This window comes from Rathayibacter sp. AY1C4 (assembly GCF_002932195.1).
Lineage (GTDB): Bacteria > Actinomycetota > Actinomycetes > Actinomycetales > Microbacteriaceae > Rathayibacter.
The window spans coordinates 12,911-30,416 of sequence record NZ_PSWE01000037.1 but is presented as its reverse complement, the minus strand read 5'-3'; the positions used below and the strand labels follow the sequence as shown (position 1 = coordinate 30,416).

The window sequence follows — 17,506 nt, the reverse complement described above, 5'->3', positions numbered from 1 at the left end:
CGACTCCGGATCGGCGACCACGAGCCGGTTCGCGCCGGGCACGAATCCGCGCAGCTCCGCGTGCTGCCCGAGCGGGCTGATCGAGCCGGGCGTCAGCAGGTCGAGCAGGAGCACCGTGTCGTCGAGCGAGTGGGTGACGACGGAGGTGGTGCCGGGCACGAACATCCAGTCGCGCGCCCGCAGCGGCCCGCCGTCGATCCCGACCACGGGGACCGCCTCGGCCTTCTGGTCGGTGAGGTCGTAGGAGTAGAGGGCGCGGTCGAGCGGGCCCGACGGCGCCTGCCCGGTGAAGGTCCAGCCGAGCACGCCCTTCTCGGGCGAGGAGTGCAGCTCGCGCACAGTCCCGGGGCCGGGGAGCGGGATGACGCCCTCGGAGCCGGTGTCGAGCGTGACCGTGCGGAGGAGGTTCGTGTCGTCCGGCTCGATGGTCACGACGACCAGCACCGGGCCGACGACGGCGTAATCCTGGATCCGGTCGGCCGTGACGAGGACCCGGGCGTCGCCTCCGGAGAGCGGGCGGACGCGGACGGCGTCGGGCTGCGAGGGGTCGTCGGCGGTGCGGTCGAGGGTGAAGAGGTCGGGGTCCTTCGTGGTGAAGGAGGCGGAGACGTCGGCGGCCGAGCCGGTCGCGGTGCTGCGGGCGTCGTCGATCCCGATCTCGTAGCGGGTGGCGTAGCGGAGGGTGTCGGTGAAGGTGACGGTGAGCACGCCGCCGTCGAGCTCGGTGGTGTGCGGGGCGTCCGGAGCGACGCGGACGCGGTCGAGCGCGTCGGGCTCGAGCGCCTGGTCGAGGTGCAGGCGGGCGCGGGAGCCGTCGCGCTCGACCACGCCGTCGGTGCTGACCTCGAGGGAGGCGACCCGGGGCCCCTTCGCGACGGTGGCGGCGGTCAGGCCTCCGACCGCGAGGACGAGCACCGCGACGACCGCCCAGAACAGGCGGGGGAAGCGGGAGGCCCCTGCGGAGTAGAGGCCGGGAGCCCGCCGCGCGCCGCCTCCGGACCGTCGCCCGCTCTGCGCCGACGTGCCGCCGCCGGGAGACGCGCCGCGCTCGGGAGTCGCGCCGCGCTCAGTAGACATACGGCATCGCCGGCTCGTCGATCGGAGTGAGCGCCTCCGGCTCCAGCACGACCGCCTCGGGGCTGGTGACGCTCGGGTTCGCGCCGAAGCCGCCGCTCGCCTCCAGCCACTGCCCCTCCGACCAGGTGTCGGCCCAGCCGGCCTGGTAGACCGGCACGCCCACCGGCTGCGCGTCCACCGCGCAGCAGGTGACGACGAAGCGGGCGATGTAGAAGACGTTCTCGGGGTCGGAGGCGTCGGGGGTCACGAATCCGCTCACCGTCGCCGTGCGGCCGGCGAGGAACTGCTCGCTCGCGCCCTGACGCAGCAGGGTCGCCCAGTCGCGCACGCTGAACGAGGCCGTGTCGCCGGTGGGCGCCGCAGCGGTCACGGAGGCGTCGACGGCGCTGGTGTTGACCTCGCGCTGCGTCGCGGTCGAGGCGGTGAGGGCGGCCGGCGGGAGCACGAGCAGGGCGACGGCGGCGGAGGCGATCACCGCGACTCCGGCCGCGACCGCGACCACCCGGCGCGAGGGGCGGGCGGGCACGGGGGCGTGGAGGTGCTCGACGTCGTCCTCGTGCTCGTGGGCGTCCTCCTCGGCGCCCGGCACGACCGCGAACGCCGCGATCAGCAGCACTCCTGCGATCACCGCGAGCACCACCGAGAACTCGAAGTAGCGGGGGTGGATGTAGAGGCCGAGTCGGCCGGTCGCCGCGAGCCACAAAGTCGAGACGACGCCGATCAGGCTGAGGACGACGCCCTTCCAGCGGGCGAGGAGGCGCTCAGAGCGCATAGTTCACCGCCAGTCCCAGCACGGCCGCGGCGAGGGCGACCAGCACGGTGACGCGCACCAGCGTCGCGGCCGAGAACGTGGTGCGGAGCAGCGCGAGCATCTTGACGTCGATCATCGGGCCGAAGACGAGGAACGCGATGATGCCTCCCGGCAGGAACGTGGAGCCGAACGAGAGCACGAAGAACGCGTCGACGTTCGAGCAGATCGAGATGACGAAGGCGAGCACCATCAGCGCCAGCACCGACCAGAGCGGGTCGCCGCCGAGAGTGGTCAGCACGTCGCGCGAGACGCCGACCTGGATCAGCCCCGCGATGGCGGCGCCGACGAACAGCGCCGGCATCATCGCCCCGGTCTCCTCGGCGAACAGCAGCACGCTGCGCCGGGAGCGGTCGCGGAGGGAGCGGGAGGGCCGCTCGCCCGCCTCGCAGGCCGCGCGGAAGCGGTCGGTGAGCAGGCTCATCGGCTCGGAGTGGCGGCTGAAGATCCAGCCGACGAGGTTCGCGATCGCGAAGCCGCCGACGATGCGCCAGACGAGGATCCCGTCGGCCCAGCCGAAGGCCTGGTAGGTCGTGACGATGGTGATCGGATTCACGATCGGCGCGGCGAGGAGGAACGTCATCGACTCCGACACCGAGAGGCCCTTGACGATCAGCCCGCGCGCGAGCGGCACGTTGCCGCACTCGCAGACCGGGAGGAGCACACCGAGCAGCGAGATCACGAGGCGCCGCGGGAGCGCCCGCTTCGGCAGGATCCTCAGCAGCACGGCCTCGGGCACCCACAGCTGCACCGCGATCGAGAGGACGATGCCGAGGAACACGAACGGCAGCGACTCGATGACGACGCTGATCGAGAGGGTGAGGAAGTCGCGCACCGCGTCCGAGAGGGCGTCTCCCGCCGCGTCCGGGGCGAGCAGGCGCGTCGCCACGAGGACGGCGACCAGGGCGAGCCCGAGGAGCGGCCCGCGCCGCGACCGCCGGGCGCCCGGGGACGCGCGGGTCGGGGCGGCGAGCGCGGATTCGGGGGACATCCCGACCCATCGTAGGCGGGGGCCCTGCGCGGGCCGGCGCGGGGCGCGGGCGCGGGGCCGCCGGGTGTCGCCCGGGGCGCGCGAGAACTCGGAAGTGGCCGTACGGGAGCGCGAGTACCGCGACTTCTGCGTGATCGCGGTGTCGGCTGCGCCCGACCTGGCGAGGTCCGGCCGCCCGCGAGTGTCCGATGGTCGTCGCACTCGCGCTCGAGTGCGACGACTTCTGGACAGTCGGTGCGAGGGCGCGCGCCGAGGGCCGCGGGAGGCGGGCGCGGCACTCGCGCAGAAGCCCTCCGGGTGCAGGATGAGCGCATGCCCGCCTCCCCCGCGCACCCCCTCCGCGTGCGGATGCAGCCGCGCGCGATCGACGAGGCGCACCGCGTCTCGAGTCCGCTCGAGCTGCTCGTCGACCTGACCTTCGTCGTCGCGATCGCGCAGATCGCCCAGCAGCTCGCCCACGCGACCGAGGAGGGGCACCTCGCCGAGGGGCTCCTCCCCTTCGGCATGGTGTTCTTCGCGATCTGGTGGGCGTGGATGAACTTCACCTGGTTCGCCTCCGGCTACGACACCGACGACGTGCCCTACCGGCTGCTGACCCTCGCCCAGATGGGCGGCGTCCTCGTGCTCGCGGCCGGCGTCCCGGCCGGCTTCGAGGAGGGCGACTACCGGGCGATCACCATCGGCTACGCGATCATGCGGTTCGCGCTGGTGAGCCAGTGGATCCGCGTCGCCGTGTCCACTCCGGAGCACCGCACCTCCGCCGTGCGCAACGCCGTCGGCTTCTCGATCGTGCAGGTCGGCTGGCTGCTGCGGCTGCTCCTGCCCGAGGAGGTCGGGGTGGTGAGCTTCCTGCTCCTGGTCGCCTGCGAGCTGGCGGTGCCCCTCTGGGCGCAGCGGGCGGGCGACGCGAACTGGCATCCGCACCACGTCGCCGAGCGGTACGGGCTGTTCACGATCATCCTGCTCGGCGAGGGCGTCCTCGCGGCGGTGATGGGCGTGCAGCGGGCGGTGACGGAGGCGGGCGTCAGCACCTCGCTCGTGCTGGTCGCGGCCTGCGGGCTGGTGATCGTGTTCGCGCTGTGGTGGCTGTCGTTCTCGCATCCCTCCGGCGAGCTGCTGGAGCGGCGGCGCGCCCTCTCCTACCGCTGGGGCTACGCGCACTTCGCGGCGTTCGCGGCCCTCGCAGCGCTGGGGTCCGGGCTGGAGGCGGCCGTCGCTGCGACCGCGGGCCACCTTGAGGCGTCCGACACCGTGATCGGCGCGGCCGTCGCGGTCCCGGTCGCGGCCTTCGTCCTGACCCTGTGGGCCGTGCACGCGCCGCTCGGCGAGCACCAGCCGATGCCCGCGCGCCTGGCGCTCCCCGGTGTCGCGCTGGCGCTCGCGACTCCGCTCGTGGCGGGGACGCTCGGCGTGGGCGGGGTGCTGGTCGCGCTGGCCGCGGTCTCGGCGGGGCTGGTCGCCGCGGTGGTGGGGCGCGGGCGCACCGCGGAGTGACGGGGTCGGCGGGCGAGGCGCGGAGCCGTCGCGAGAGGCGCGTCCGTCACCTCGAGACACCGCCCTCGTCGGCGAGACGCCGGCCTGGCGGCGGCGTCCCGGCGGGAGCGGGACGCCTCGACGACCGCGTCGCGGCAGCGGCTACCCCCGGCGCGGCAGCGGCTCCGGGCGGCGGGGCACCCAGCAGCGGACGCGCGAGCGGTAGCGCTCGAAGTCGGCGCCGAAGCGGGCGGCGAGATCCGCCTCCTCCAGCGGGCGCACGGCCTGGTTCCAGACGACGGCGCCGAGGAGCGCGTACAGCACGACCAGCCACGACGAGAGCAGCAGCCCGACCGCCGCTCCCTGCACGATGCCGGCGACCGCCATCGGGTTGCGGACCCAGCGGTAGGGGCCGGCGATCACCAGCCGATTGGTCATCGCGATGGGCAGCGGCGTGCCGTCGCCGAGGATCGACATCGTGAGCCCCGACCAGATCCCGAGCGCGCTCGCCGCGACCAGCAGCAGGACGCCGACGCCGACGACCGCGGGCGGTGCCGCTCCGAGGCTCACGCCCCAGCGCTCCTCCAGCGCGGCGATCACCAGCGGGACGACGACCAGCGCGCCTCCCCAGAACACCGCGATCTGCCCGAGGGTCGCGGCGAGGTGCGATCCGGGTCGGCGGCCCGCGGTCGCGACCCGGAAGGAGAGGGGACCGGAGGCGATCCAGCGCGTGGGCACCCTGCCGAGCAGGAGCAGGCACGCCGCGACGACGGAGCCGCCCGCCGCGGTGAGCATCGCGACGACGCCCCAGCCCGCCTCCCCCGTCAGGGTGGCCCAGACGGTCAGCGCGACCGCGACGAGGAGCGTCCAGGCCGTCGCGGTGACGGCCGCCCAGCGGATGCCGGCGGCGGCGAGAGCGGAGGCGCCGACGAACAGCGGGAGGTCGAGTGCCGCGACAGGGACGGGATCGAGGCTGCCGAGCGTCGCGATCCGCACCGCGGGGACGAGCGCCACGGCGACCCACCAGGCCGCTCCGCCGAGCGCCTGCACGGCGAAGTAGAGGCGTCCCCAGGGCATGGCTGCACGGTACTTCATAGCTGAACCCAAGGAACGACCCAGGGCGTTGACGGGCTCAGCGCCCTAGGCTCGGAACCAGTTCCCGCCGCCTCCACGAGAAGCGGCCCACCACGACGCCAAGGACGACGCCGATGAACCGCACGACCGTGATCACCGCACTCGCCTGCGGGCTCCTCCTCACCGCCGCCGCAGCCACTCCCGCTGTCGCCGCGACCTCGGACACCGCCGGGGACTCCACCCGCTCCGTCGACGAGTTCGGCGTTCTCGCCGCGACCGACGGCGACACGCTGCTGATCAACGGGCGCGCCTTCCTCCTCGAGTAGGTCCTCCCCGCCGGGCACGGCCGCGAGGACGCCACTCGCGGCGCCGGCCTCCTGATCCGCCGCTGCGTCGACGTCGACGCCGCCGCGGCCGTATTCCTGGTGACGACGGTGCACGGCTTCTCCGGGCCCGAGATCCTGCCCGCCTACCGCGAGGCGCTGCGGCACCCGCGCACCGAGCACCTGGTGTCGATCTCGGACAGCGGCCGCTCCCCCGAGCTCGACTACGCGGCGACGGTGCACCACGGGATCGACGTGGACGGCTTCCCCGCCGGATCCGGAGGCGAGGACCTCGTGATCCTCGGCCGGATCCACCCCGACAAGGGCACGGCGGAGGCGGTCCGGATCGCCGCCGCGGCCGGGCGCCGCCTCCTCATCTGCGGCATCGTGCAGGACGAGCGCTACTGGCGCGAGGAGGTCGAGCCGCTCGTCGACGGGACGCGCGTCGTCTACCGCGGCTCGGTCGGGCCGGAGGAGCGCGCCCTCGTGCTCGGCGGGGCGCTCGCGCTCCTGCATCCGATCGGCTTCGACGAGCCGTTCGGCCTCTCCGTCGTCGAGGCGATGGCGTGCGGGACGCCGGTGATCGCGTACCGCCGCGGATCCATGGCCGAGATCATCGACGAGGGCGTCACCGGGTACGCGGTGGGCTCCCTGTCGGAGGCGGTCGCCGCGGTCGAGCGGGTCGGACTCCTTGACCGCGCGTCCGTCCGGGAGACAGCGCGCCGCCGCTTCGCCGTGGACCGGATGGTCGACGAGTACCTGGCGGTGTACGCGGGAGTGCTGGGGCGCTGACGTCGGCGTCACATCGGCATCGGATGCTCGCGTGACTCCCGGCCGTCTGCACCGAGTCGCCCGGGAGGGCTCCTTCTCGACGCGGAGAACGAGCCCTCCCGGGCGACTGAGCGATGCTGATAGGAAGAGGCCGTGCCTCGACCTCATCTCTTCGTCACCCGCGGGAGCCTCCTCCACTTCGCCTGCGACGCGTGGCTCCTGCCGACGGACCGCTTCCTCTCGTTCACCGACTTCTGGCGCGGGGTCCCGCAGCTGGAGGATCGCGCACGCGCCGCGCTGACTCCGGAGTTCTCGGACGGCCGACAGGCGGCACTGCCGCTCGCGCCGCGCGACGGCGAGCCCACTCCCGTCCTCACCGCCGTCCCCGATCGCGCCGTGCGCGACGCCGAGGACAGTGAAGGACTCGCAGATATCGCCCGCCGCCTCCGGGCCTTCGTCGAGGTCGCCGCGCGGACGGTGACGAGGGATCGGCGCACGAGGCGGCCGCTGCCGCTCCTGGCCGTGCCGCTCTTCGCGACGGCGGGCGGCGGGTCCGGGCCCCTCCGCGACGCCGTGCTCGCCCAGCAGCTCCGCGTGCTGCGGGAGGCCGCCGAGGCGTTCCGGGTCGACATCGCGATCGTCACCCTGCGCGCCGACGTCCACGCCTTCGCCCAGTCCAGGCGGCGACTCGATCCCGCGACGTCCTGGCCCGAGCTGGAGGCTCCGGCCCTCGAGGAGGCGCAGAGCCTCGCCGAGCGCGCCCGTCGCCGCCGGCTCGTGCCCTTCCTCGGCGCCGGGACCAGCGTCAGCGCCGGCGGCCCCTCCTGGGACGGACTGCTCGAGGAGCTCGGCCGCGAGATCGGGCTCGACTCCGAGACGTCCGCGGTCCTCAGCGGGAAGAACGTGCTCGACCAGGCGTCCTACCTCGCGACGCTCTTCGACGAGGAGCAGCCCGGACGGTTCGCCGAGGCCGTCGCCCGTGAGATCGGATCCCTCGAGCGGTACGGTCTCGCTCCGGCGCTCCTCACCGCGATCGACTCCGAGCAGGCCATCACGCTCAACTACGACCGCCTCTTCGAGACGGCGTCCGAGGACGCGGGCGTCCCCCGCGCCGTCATCCCCGGCGACCACGAGGGCGACCACGAGCGCTGGCTGCTCAAGCTCCACGGCACCGTCGACGACCCGTCCTCGATCGTCCTCACCCGCGACGACTACCTCGGCTTCGACTCCTCCCGCCGCGCCCTCTCCTCGATCGTGAAGGCCACCCTCGCGACCCGGCACCTGCTCTTCGTCGGCTTCGGCCTCACCGACGACCACTTCCACGAGATCGTCCACGACGTCCGCCGCGCGTTCCCCTCCTCCGCCTCGGGAACGCTCGCGACCGCGCTCACCCTCTTCGCCGATCCGCTCGACGAGCGCCTCTGGCAGGGGAGGCTGCGGCTCGTGCCGATGCTGCCGGTGCCCCGCGATCCGTCCCGCATCGGCGAGGCCGCCCGCGTCCTCGAGATCTTCCTCGACGCCCTGGCCGCCTTCGCGACGGACGCTCACTCGTACCTCCTCGCGCGGGGGCACGAGAGCGCGATGACGGCCGCAGAGCTGCGGCTGCGGGAGCGGTTGACCAGGCTGCTCCGGGAGGCGACGGCGGAGGAACGGGCGACCGGGGCGTGGCAGGAGGTCGCGGGGATGAGTGAGCGGCTGGGTGGGGAAGGCCGCTAGCTCGGACAGCGCTCGTCCCTCGAGGGCCGAACGGCCGAGCCGGCGGTCGTCGGCGAGTCCTGCGCGGATGGACGAAGGACCAGCGGATCGACTGATCGCGGGCGAGAGGTCACCGGCCTCCCGCCCGGCACCGCTCAGACGGCGTCGTGGAGCTCGACGTTGTCCTGATACTCGAAGTGCGTCTGGACACGATCCGAGACGTCGATGTTCTGCAACTTGCTGGACGCTGGGATGAAGCCCACCAGACCAGCTGCCGTCTCACCGGCCTGAGCCGTCCGGTAGACGAACTTGAGGATCGCGTCGTTGCGGGAGTGGTAGCCGTAGACCGCTTCGTCGACCGAGGCGGTCAACGAGTCCCAGTTGCTCTTCGCACCGATCGCGGTGCCGAGGAGATGTGCGGCCTGGATCCGCGGCCCTCCGGGCTTCGTGCCCATGGACTGCGCGGCGACGACCATCGCCCTCGCTCCCAGACTGTGACCGATGAGCACGTACGACTTCGCGTTCGTGCGTGCAAGGAGATCACCGATGATCACGCCGGTCTTGTCGGCGCGGTTCTTCGCGACGTGCCAGGGGTTCCTCGCGAGGTCCGAGGCGATCATCGCCGGCCCGGCGACGCCTCCGAGAAGCTTCGCCCCCGCCTTGTGCCCGAGCGCCGCCGCTCCTCTGAGCAGCCCCATGGCGACGCCCTTGCCTGCTGCGCCCAGGGCGAGATCCGTCAGATCCCGCAACTCCTTCGACCCCCATCGGACGCGGTAGACGGGCGAGTCCGGGTAGCGGGAGTCGACGATCGACTTCCACTTGCCCCATCGGTCTCCCTCACCGTCGGTGAGGAACCCGTTAGCGACGACCACGGGGACGCCGCCCGTTCCCGGACGGAGCAGCTCGATCTGGAACGACTTGTCCTCGCTCAGGTAGGCGTTCGCGACCGATGCCCCGAGGACACCTCCCACCGCCGCTCCGACGGCCGTCACGACCGCCGTGCCGCCGGCCATGCCGAGCCCGCCCGCTGCGAGGGTGCCGCCGCCGAGCAGCGCGAGTCCGTGTGAGCTCGCCGCTGCGCCGGTGAATCCGCCGAAGACGCCGAGCGAGCCGATCGCGCCGCCGATGGCGGGAGCGGCGAGGAGAGCGACCGGCGCCGCCATCGCGAGGACAGCGATGCCGCCCACGATGATCTTGGAGGTCGCGTCGAGGTCGGGCTTCTCGTATTCGAGGAAGGCCTCGTAGTCGTGCAGCTCGCCGAAGGTCCCCTGGGCCTTCTCGAAGCCCGGGATCTCGTGCTTGTGCTCGGCGCAGAACTGGGGGACGCGCAGAGCGCCGCGCTCGCGCACCGCCATGTTGCCGCAGCCCACAGCCACGCACGGGAGCGTCGCGGATCCGCAGCCCTGGCAGACGTAGACGGGAAGCTGCCCCGCGGGACGGTTCGACTTCCGGTGCTCGGTGTTGAAGAAGCACGACGAGCACCATCCGTGCTGGACGTCCAGCAGCGAGACGTCGTCTGCGACGTCCGCGATCCACTGCGCCGTCTTCGCGTACGTCTCGGCCACTTTCTGTGCGGTCCGCCGCTCCTGCTCCACCTGCTGGAGAGCTGCCTTCTGCTCGGCCGGATCCGAATGCGCGAGAGCCTCGGCATTGGACGTCATCCGGGCGCGGTACCAGGTCTTGGCGTACGCCCACATGTTGCTGCGCAGTGCAGGATTGCTCTCGAGAACGCCACCGCTCTCCGTCACCGGCTCGAGATCGGTGAATTCCCCCGCAAGGGAGAGAGTCGCCCCCTGATCCGAGACCACATCCACTCGGAGACGGGTTCCTTCGACGACATAGGCGTGCAGTGAGCCGGGCATGGGTTGATCGTGCCATACCGGTCGAGGTCCGGTTCGCCACCGTGAACCTGCGGGACAAGGCGCCGCTCGAGGGGCCATCGACCGAGTCTCCTCGGCGCCTTGCCTTCACCGCGCGATAGAGGAAGACAGAGAAGAGAGTACCTGCGCCATCCTGGGCAACTCGACTTGCGCCCTGCCGAATTCGTCGTCCCGCTCTCTGAAATGCATCAATATATTCCTGAGCCTCGCTATTCGATCAAGAGATTTACTAACCTCTATGCGGTCGACACGAGCGTTGAAATGCTTCCAAGCAACTGGACTGGTCACAATTCTACTAAGTTCGCCGAAAGTTAGATCCGATGATCCTTTGAACTCCTTCGACGCGGATGACGGAAGGGACTCAAGCAACTCCTTCTCAGAGAGAAGCCTCGAGTCGAGCAACTCGTCGACGATTTCTCGTAACGACATCTCGCATCGCTCTACGAGGAGGAATGGGTTTGCTATATCCGAAAGCGCCTGCCCGAGATCCGCGCTTGTCACGATGCCGGAGAGAAATCCTCTCGAGTCCGTCACCAAGACATAACCATTGGCATTGACCATTGGGATCGCGTCGAGCAGATCGCTGTCGAGCAACACTTCCCGAGCTTCCTCCATACAGTCTTTCAAGGAAGCGTCCGGGTTGGAGAAAAGGGTCTGCCCGATTGTATGCCAACTGATCACCCCGACCGGGCGGCCTTTCCCGCGAACGACAGGCAACTGGGAGAAGTCGTTCAGATTCATGAGCGTCGTTGCACGCTCCAAACTGTCGGTCTCGGCGACGAATGTCAACGGCTTCACAGTGGCACTCGGAATGAATCTCATGCTCAATTTTTCGCCGACCCGCATTTTTGAAGTTCGCATCTCTTCCTCCACTACATTCAGCCCAGTCCCTTCGGGCGCAACACCTACGTGACTCTTCGGGCAGATCGACACGTTCAGGCTTGGTACGTCAGCGCTTAGGATCGAACCCTGCCGACCGCCGAATCACTGGACCGGGAGTCGCAGCTCGGTGGCGCCCGACGACACTCTGGAAAGCTTATTCTGGTTGCGTCAGCAATTCGGTCCTCCTGCCGGCGATGATGTCGAGGAAAGTGACGATTCGTGTTCCTTCGCGACGGCGTGGCCGTGCTCAGCCCCAGCGACCTCAGCAGCGCCTCGACCTGCGAGTTCGCGTTCCTCCGCCGGCTCGACGAGAAGATCGGGCACCTCGAACCTTTGCCTGTTGAGCGGGATGAGATGAACGAGCGGACCTCCGCGCTCGGGGACCAGCACGAGGACCGGACCTTGAGGAAGTACCGAGTCGATTTCGGGGGCGGAGTCGTGGAGGTGCCGAAGCCCGATGTGCGGGATCCGGCAGCTGTCCGCGCAGCGGTCGAGGTGACACGCGGAGCCTTCGCGAACCAGGCGGACGTGGTCTTTCAAGGAACGTTCGCCGATGAGGCCTTCATCGGCTTCGCCGACTTCATCATCCGGCGCCCCGACGGCCGTTACCGGGTTCAGGACACGAAGCTGGCCCGCTCCGCGAAAGTGACGGCGCTCCTCCAGCTGGCCGCTTACGCGGACCAGCTCGAGCGGCTCGGAGTCCCGGTCGACGACGCGGTCGACCTTCTGCTGGGCGACGGAACGACGAGCACTCACCAGCTCGCGGACGTCCTGCCCGTCTACCGGAGGCGTCGAGCGCGGCTCGAGACGATCGTGAGCGAGCACTTGGTCGAGTCGACGCCGGTCCAGTGGAGCGACCCGCGCTACACGATCTGCGGGCAGTGCGCCCACTGCACGAACGAGATAGAGGCGAGCCGCGATGTCCTTCTGGTCGCGGGGCTCCGGGTCCTCCAGCGGGAGCGGTTGCGGAGTGCCGGCATCACCACGATCGAGGAGCTGGCGTCCTCGACCCATGATGTGAACGGGATCGGAACAGACACTCTGGCGAAGCTGCGCAGCCAGGCATTGCTCCAGACCACGGCTGCTGGTGGCGTCCCTCCTGTGGAGGTGCACACCCCCGACGCCTTCGGCGCCCTGCCCGAGCCCTCCCCCGGTGACATCTACTTCGACTTCGAGGGCGACCCCCTGTACTCCGAGGGCGGAGGGGCCCGATGGGGACTGGACTACCTGTTCGGCTACGTCGACCGAGACGAGACCTTCACTGCGCACTGGGCGCACTCCTTCGCCGAGGAGCGTGGAGCACTTCGCGCCTTTCTCGCTGACGTCGCCGAGCGGCAGCGGCGTGATCCCGCTATGCACATCTACCACTACGCGTCCTACGAGCGGACGCACCTGGCGTCACTGGCCGCTCGTCACGGGGTCGGGGTCGAGCAGGTCGACCAGATGCTGCGCGACGGTATCCTCGTCGACCTGTACCCGATCGTCCGCCGCGGCATCCGAATCGGCTCGCCGTCCTACTCCATCAAGAAGCTCGAACCCCTCTACATGGGCGATGAGCTGCGGGACGGAGACGTCACGGACGCGGCCGCATCCATCGCCGAATATGCGGCTGCACGGGATCTCATTCAGAGCGCCGATCCCGACGATCCCGGAGCGACCGCCACTCGCATCGCCCAGGGCGAGGCCAAGCAGGGAGCGATCGCCGACTACAACCGATACGACTGCGTATCGACGCTGCGACTGCACCGGTGGCTGCTCGATCTGGCGAAGGAAGCGGGTGTGGGTCCGCGTGCGAGCGCCGTGGAGGAGGATCCGAAGGGAGAGGAGACAGACGTGGGCCTGCACGCAGAACTGCTCGCTCTGGCAGGGGACCCATTGGATCCCCATCGCACCGACGATCAGACGGCGATCGCGTTCGCTGCGGCGACACTCGACTTCCACGCCCGAGAGGCGAAGAGTTTCTGGTGGGAGCACTTCTGGCGCCTCGGCCACCCGATCGACGAATGGGACGACCAGAAAGGCGTGCTTCGCGCCGAGCGGGTGGACATCATCCGTGATTGGCATCGGGGCGACCGGCAGAGGATAGATCGCCGTCTTCTCCAACTGCATGGAGAGCTTGCGGCCGGGGGCACCCTCGACGTGCACGACACCGTGAAGCCCTTTGCTGTCTACGACTTCGGCGCGGCAATCTCGGGGCCGAAGGATCGTGAAGACCAACGTCACGCTCATCCCGTCGAAGTCGTGACCGCGTACGACGGCGCGTTCGTCGAGATCGAGGAAACGCATCCTCGGTTCGTCGACAAGTTCGACGATCTCCCTCTCGCTCTAACTCCGGCAAAACCTCCGCCCGCGCTCGACCAGCAGCCGGCGATCGCGGAATGGGCGCAGAGCCTCGCGGATCTTCACCCGAGGTGGCCACGGGACCCCGTCACGGACCTCCTCCGGCGCGTTCCTCCTCGCACTCGTTCCTCTGTCCTCGCCCTCGAGCGTGGCGACATGATCGCTGCCGTAACAGCGACTGTCCTCGATCTCGACGACTCCTACCTGGCTGTTCAAGGCCCTCCCGGAACCGGGAAGACCTACCTCGGGTCGCGGGTGATCGCGGCTCTGGTTCTCGAGCACGGCTGGAAGGTCGGTGTCGTCGCTCAATCACACAAGGTGGTGGACAACCTCCTCACCGCCGTCGTCAGTGCTGGAGTACCCGGGCGTCAAGTGGGCAAGAAGGCCTCAGGAGGTGACAGCGAGGTCTATCGGAGCCTGGACAAGAGCGGCTTCCTCCCATTCGCGTCAGAGAACCCTGGCGGTCATGTCATCGGCGGGACCGCCTGGGACTTCGCCAACACCCGGAGAATCCCACGCCGCAGTCTTGATCTCCTCGTCGTCGACGAGGCGGGACAGTTCTCCCTGGCCTTCACGGTCGCCGCCGCGGTCGGTGCCCGCAATCTGCTGCTGCTCGGCGACCCTCAGCAGCTGCCGCAGGTGAGCCAGGGCATCCACCCGGAGCCGGTCGATCAGTCGGCGCTCGGCTGGATCAGCGCTCGGCACGATGTCCTTCCGCCCGAGCTCGGCTACTTCCTCTCCGAGAGCCGGCGGATGCATCCTGCTGTCGCGGCTCCCGTGTCCGCTCTCTCCTACGACGGGAAGCTGCGCTCCCATCCCTCCACGGCGGAACGGTCACTGACCGGGATAGAACCGGGGCTGCACGCACGGCCCGTAACTCACACCGGCAATTCGACGTCTTCCTCCGAGGAGGCCGAACTCGTCGTGCAGCTCGTGCTGCAGCATCTCGGCGCTTCCTGGCACGACGAGGCGGCGGTCCGCAGCGACTCCGTCCTCGGTCAGACCGACTTCATCGTCGTCACGCCCTACAACGCACAAGTCGACGCCGTGCGGGCGGCACTCGATGCGGCGGGACTGCCCGAGGTGCGGGTCGGTACCGTGGACAGGTTCCAGGGCCAGGAGGCGGTGGTCTCGATCGTCACCCTTGCAGCCTCCTCGGCGACCGACGTGCCGCGTGGCATGGAGTTCCTGATCCAGAAGAATCGGCTCAACGTCGCGATCTCGCGCGCTCAGTGGGCCTCTTTCCTGCTCTACTCGCCCGAGCTCCTGGAGGGACTGCCGTCGACGCCGGCGGGAGTGGCGACGCTCAGTCGGTTCATCGCTCTCGTCGGTCGTTGACGGGCCGTGCCGCGCTTACCTGCGGCGAGAATTGCGCGGCGGCCTCTCGCGCGATCGATGCGGCGAGATCTGTGGCGACGTCGCTCTCGGTCCCCCAGGTTTCGCTGCGCCGGAGAAGGACGGCGATCCGGTCGGCGGCGTCGTTCAGCGGGTGACCGCTGTGGCCGCGCACCCACTCCAGTTCGACCTCGCGTTTCGCACCCGCGTTGGCGATGGAGACGAGCCTGCGTTCGACCGCATCCGTCCGCTCCCGGCGCGCGGGCGGCTGCGCCAGGACGAGAGTGACGGCCTCGAGAGCCTGCCTGCAGTCGACCAGGAGCCGGAGTCGGCTGAATTGCGGCTGCGCGCGGATCGCCTCGTCGATGGCGATCAGCTCGGCATGGAAGCTCGATCCGCTCACGGCGTGCTCCGCCCCGAACGAGCCGCCCTCCGAGACCCAGGCGAAGCTCCCGCCCCGCCCGTCTGCTGAAGGCGCTGTCGGTCGCGATGGTCGTCACCGGCCCGGAGGGCAGCCTGCTGGCCGTTGCCCACCCACGCACTATCTCGGCGAAGCGCGCCTCCTCGGCTATCAACGGCCGCCGCGTCGACAGGAGCTCGGAGGGCTTCGGGATCGTCCGCATGCCCGCATCATTTCGGCGCCCACCGACATGCTGCAGCTCGTCGACGCCCGCTCGGACGACTACCGAGCCCGCACGAACCGCTTCGCCGGCTTCCCCACAGCCCCCGATGCCAGCTCGCCCGTCTCGTGGAGGAACGGCAGCATCGCCCGGCGGAAGCTGTCCCGCATCAGCGGCTCGCCGGCGACCTGCTCGTGCAGGTCGTGCAGCTGTCGCATGGTGAACGGCTCGGCGACGAGGCGGTACGGGTCCGGGCGGTTCCGGTACTCCTCCCTGATGGTGAGCAGCGCGCGCGCGACGATCTCGTCGTGGTCGAACGCGAGGGGCCCCTTCTCGGCGACGGGCACGGCGAGGCCCGACCCCTGTGTCGCCTCCCAGGGCGCGACCGCGAGGTACGCCACCGACATCACCCAGCCGCGGTCGTCCCGCTCCGGAGCGTCGAAGACGTGCAGCTGGCGCAGTCCGACGCCCTCGATGCCCGTCTTCGTCCGCAGTCCGCGTCGAACGGCGTCGTCGAGGCGCTCCCGCTCATGGACGAAGGTGCCAGGGAGGCGACGGCCGTACCCGTCCTCGATGAGGACGATCGAGAGCGGGCCGCCGGGAGGCACTGTGAGTACCGCGGCGTCCACGGCGACGGAGGGTCGCGGATGATCGGTCAGCTCTGCGGTTGCCATCTAGTAATTGAAGCAGAAGTGCGCTAACTTCGGACCCAAAGAGTTAGCGCAAATCCGCGCTAACCGGAACGGGGGCTCTCATGACCACACACAGGACGAAGCTGACGTCGATGCAGACGGACCGGGCGGTCGGCGCGATCGTCGCCTCCGCGGCCGCCGACGCGCTGGGGGCACCGTACGAGTTCCACCCGCCGCTCGCCGACGGCGTCCCTGTCCGGCTGCACGCGGGCGGCGGCTGGGATCTGGGCGAGTGGACCGACGACACGAGCATGGCGATCCCGATCCTCGAGGAGCTCGCGGCCGGCGCCTCCCTCGACGATCCCGAGACGCTGCACCGCATCGGCAGGCAGTGGCGGACCTGGGCCGGGACCGCGAAGGACGTCGGCATCCAGATCCGCCGCGTGCTGTCCACGGCCCCCGGGGCGAGCGAGTCCGAGCTGCGCGCTACGGCGGAGCAGGTGCACCGGTCCACCGGACGCTCGGCCGGGAACGGCTCGCTCATGCGCACCGGCCCGGTCGCGCTCGGCCTGCTGCACGCGGACGACGCGACCCTCGCGGCCGCCGCCCGTCGGCTGAGCGACCTGACGCACTTCGAGGACGACGCCGGAGACGCGTGCGTGCTGTGGTCGCTCGCGATCCGCCACGCGATCCTCGAGGGCGCCTTCGACGTCCGCAGTGGCATCACCGCGCTGCCCGAGGAGCTGCGGACGCTGTGGTCGGAGCGCTTCGACGTCGCCGAGCGGACCGCGCACCCGAAGGACATCCCCGGGAGCAACGGCTGGGTCGTCGCGGCGATCCAGGCCGCCTGGTGCGCCCTCACGCACAGCACGACCCTCCAGGAGGCGATCGAGCTGGCCGTCCGCAGCGGCAACGACACGGACACGGTCGCGGCGATCACCGGGTCGCTCGCCGGCGCCCGCTGGGGGCGCTCCGCTGTTCCCGCCGCGTGGCTCCGGCACCTGCACGGCTGGCCCGGGCAGACCGTTGACGACCTGGTGCGCAGCGCCGTGCTCGCCACCCGCCGAGGCGTCGCCGGCGAGAACGGCTGGCCGGCCGCTGCGCGCTGGCCGGTGAGCGGCCTGCCCGCCACGCTCGTCGTCCACCCGCACGACGACGGCGTGCTCCTCGGGAACCTGACCGCCCTGGACACCCTCGCCGAGGACGGCACCGGCCCGCGCGTCGACGCCGTCGTCTCGCTGTGCCGGGTGGGCCGCGAGCAGGTGCCGGCCTTCATCGGCGAGCGGACCGCGGTCTGGCTGGTCGACCAGGACGGCAGCAACGCCGATCCGGCCGGCGTGCTCGCGGATGCGGCCGACTCCATCGCCGCCTACCGCGCCGAGGGCCTGACCGTGCTCGTGCACTGCTTCGAGGGGCGGAGCCGAACGCCCTCCGTCGGCGCCGCGTACAGCGTCCGGCACCTCGGTATCCCCGCCGACCAGGCGCTCCAGGAGGTCAGCGCGGTGCTGCCGCGTGCGCGGCCGGCGCGGTTCCTCGTGGATGCGGTGCACGCGGTGCGGCCTGCGGAGGTGGAGATCGATGGCTGAGTCGGCGCCGAGGGCTGGC

The 17,506-nt window shown here is 70.6% G+C and carries 14 protein-coding genes; 6 read left to right on the top strand and 8 right to left on the bottom strand.

Features of this window, described 5'->3' with window-relative positions; genetic code table 11:
- The 3 genes from C5C99_RS15005 to C5C99_RS14995 all read right to left on the bottom strand — a co-directional run.
- Positions 1–1,077: hypothetical protein (locus tag C5C99_RS15005; protein WP_146085530.1), on the bottom strand; the 1,077-nt coding region annotated here is incomplete at its 3' end.
- The gene (locus C5C99_RS15000) at positions 1,067–1,849 is read right to left on the bottom strand and encodes a TIGR03943 family putative permease subunit (protein WP_104340323.1); all 783 of its coding nucleotides are present in this window, start codon (positions 1,847–1,849) and stop codon (positions 1,067–1,069) included. The genes C5C99_RS15005 and C5C99_RS15000, both read right to left, overlap by 11 nt.
- On the bottom strand, positions 1,839–2,876 hold the full coding sequence (locus C5C99_RS14995; protein WP_104223382.1) for a permease: 1,038 nt from the start codon (positions 2,874–2,876) through the stop codon (positions 1,839–1,841). The genes C5C99_RS15000 and C5C99_RS14995 overlap by 11 nt, the downstream gene beginning before the upstream one ends.
- A 312-nt stretch (positions 2,877–3,188) precedes the next feature.
- Between C5C99_RS14995 and C5C99_RS14990 the strand changes: the two genes are divergently transcribed.
- Complete coding sequence (locus tag C5C99_RS14990; RefSeq protein ID WP_219813639.1) at positions 3,189–4,370, top strand: low temperature requirement protein A; 1,182 nt, start codon at positions 3,189–3,191, stop codon at positions 4,368–4,370.
- A 141-nt stretch (positions 4,371–4,511) separates the two neighbouring features.
- Here the strand turns inward: C5C99_RS14990 and C5C99_RS14985 are convergent, their stop codons facing one another.
- A complete protein-coding gene (locus C5C99_RS14985) occupies positions 4,512–5,426 on the bottom strand; it encodes a methyltransferase (RefSeq protein ID WP_104223383.1) in 915 nt (304 codons plus the stop codon).
- Between the two features lie 131 nt (positions 5,427–5,557).
- Here C5C99_RS14985 and C5C99_RS14980 point away from each other — a divergent pair, with 131 nt between their 5' ends.
- From C5C99_RS14980 to C5C99_RS14970, 3 genes are all read left to right on the top strand, one after another.
- Positions 5,558–5,749 carry a hypothetical protein gene (locus tag C5C99_RS14980; RefSeq protein ID WP_104223384.1) on the top strand — a complete coding sequence of 64 codons (192 nt, stop codon included), beginning with the start codon at positions 5,558–5,560 and terminating at the stop codon, positions 5,747–5,749.
- Between the two features lie 99 nt (positions 5,750–5,848).
- Positions 5,849–6,538, top strand: a complete 690-nt coding sequence (locus tag C5C99_RS14975; protein ID WP_258063714.1) for a glycosyltransferase — start codon at positions 5,849–5,851, stop codon at positions 6,536–6,538.
- 132 nt (positions 6,539–6,670) lie between these two features.
- Positions 6,671–8,233: an SIR2 family protein gene (locus tag C5C99_RS14970; RefSeq protein ID WP_104340321.1), complete on the top strand. Its 1,563-nt coding sequence runs from the start codon at positions 6,671–6,673 to the stop codon at positions 8,231–8,233.
- Positions 8,234–8,367: 134 nt separating this feature from the next.
- On the opposite strand, the gene C5C99_RS14965 is transcribed toward C5C99_RS14970, so the two are convergent.
- Positions 8,368–10,074: a DUF726 domain-containing protein gene (locus C5C99_RS14965; RefSeq protein WP_219813638.1), complete on the bottom strand. Its 1,707-nt coding sequence runs from the start codon at positions 10,072–10,074 to the stop codon at positions 8,368–8,370.
- Positions 10,075–10,179: 105 nt separating this feature from the next.
- Positions 10,180–11,025 (bottom strand): HPP family protein, encoded by an 846-nt coding sequence (locus tag C5C99_RS14960; RefSeq protein ID WP_146085529.1) that lies wholly within the window; start codon positions 11,023–11,025, stop codon positions 10,180–10,182.
- Positions 11,026–11,193: 168 nt separating this feature from the next.
- Here C5C99_RS14960 and C5C99_RS14955 point away from each other — a divergent pair, with 168 nt between their 5' ends.
- Entirely contained in the window at positions 11,194–14,652 is a 3,459-nt protein-coding gene (locus C5C99_RS14955; RefSeq protein ID WP_104340318.1) for a bifunctional RecB family nuclease/DEAD/DEAH box helicase, read from the top strand.
- On the opposite strand, the gene C5C99_RS14950 is transcribed toward C5C99_RS14955, so the two are convergent.
- Together C5C99_RS14950 and C5C99_RS14945 are read right to left on the bottom strand one after the other, a co-directional pair.
- On the bottom strand, positions 14,630–15,052 hold the full coding sequence (locus C5C99_RS14950) for a ribonuclease HI (protein ID WP_104340317.1): 423 nt from the start codon (positions 15,050–15,052) through the stop codon (positions 14,630–14,632). The two genes, C5C99_RS14955 and C5C99_RS14950, sit on opposite strands and share 23 nt — an antisense overlap.
- 279 nt (positions 15,053–15,331) lie before the next feature.
- A complete protein-coding gene (locus C5C99_RS14945; protein WP_104340316.1) occupies positions 15,332–15,943 on the bottom strand; it encodes an NUDIX hydrolase in 612 nt (203 codons plus the stop codon).
- A gap of 80 nt (positions 15,944–16,023) precedes the next feature.
- On the opposite strand from C5C99_RS14945, the gene C5C99_RS14940 reads away from it, so the two are divergent.
- A complete protein-coding gene (locus C5C99_RS14940; protein WP_104340315.1) occupies positions 16,024–17,487 on the top strand; it encodes an ADP-ribosylglycohydrolase family protein in 1,464 nt (487 codons plus the stop codon).
- Positions 17,488–17,506: the final 19 nt, after the last annotated feature.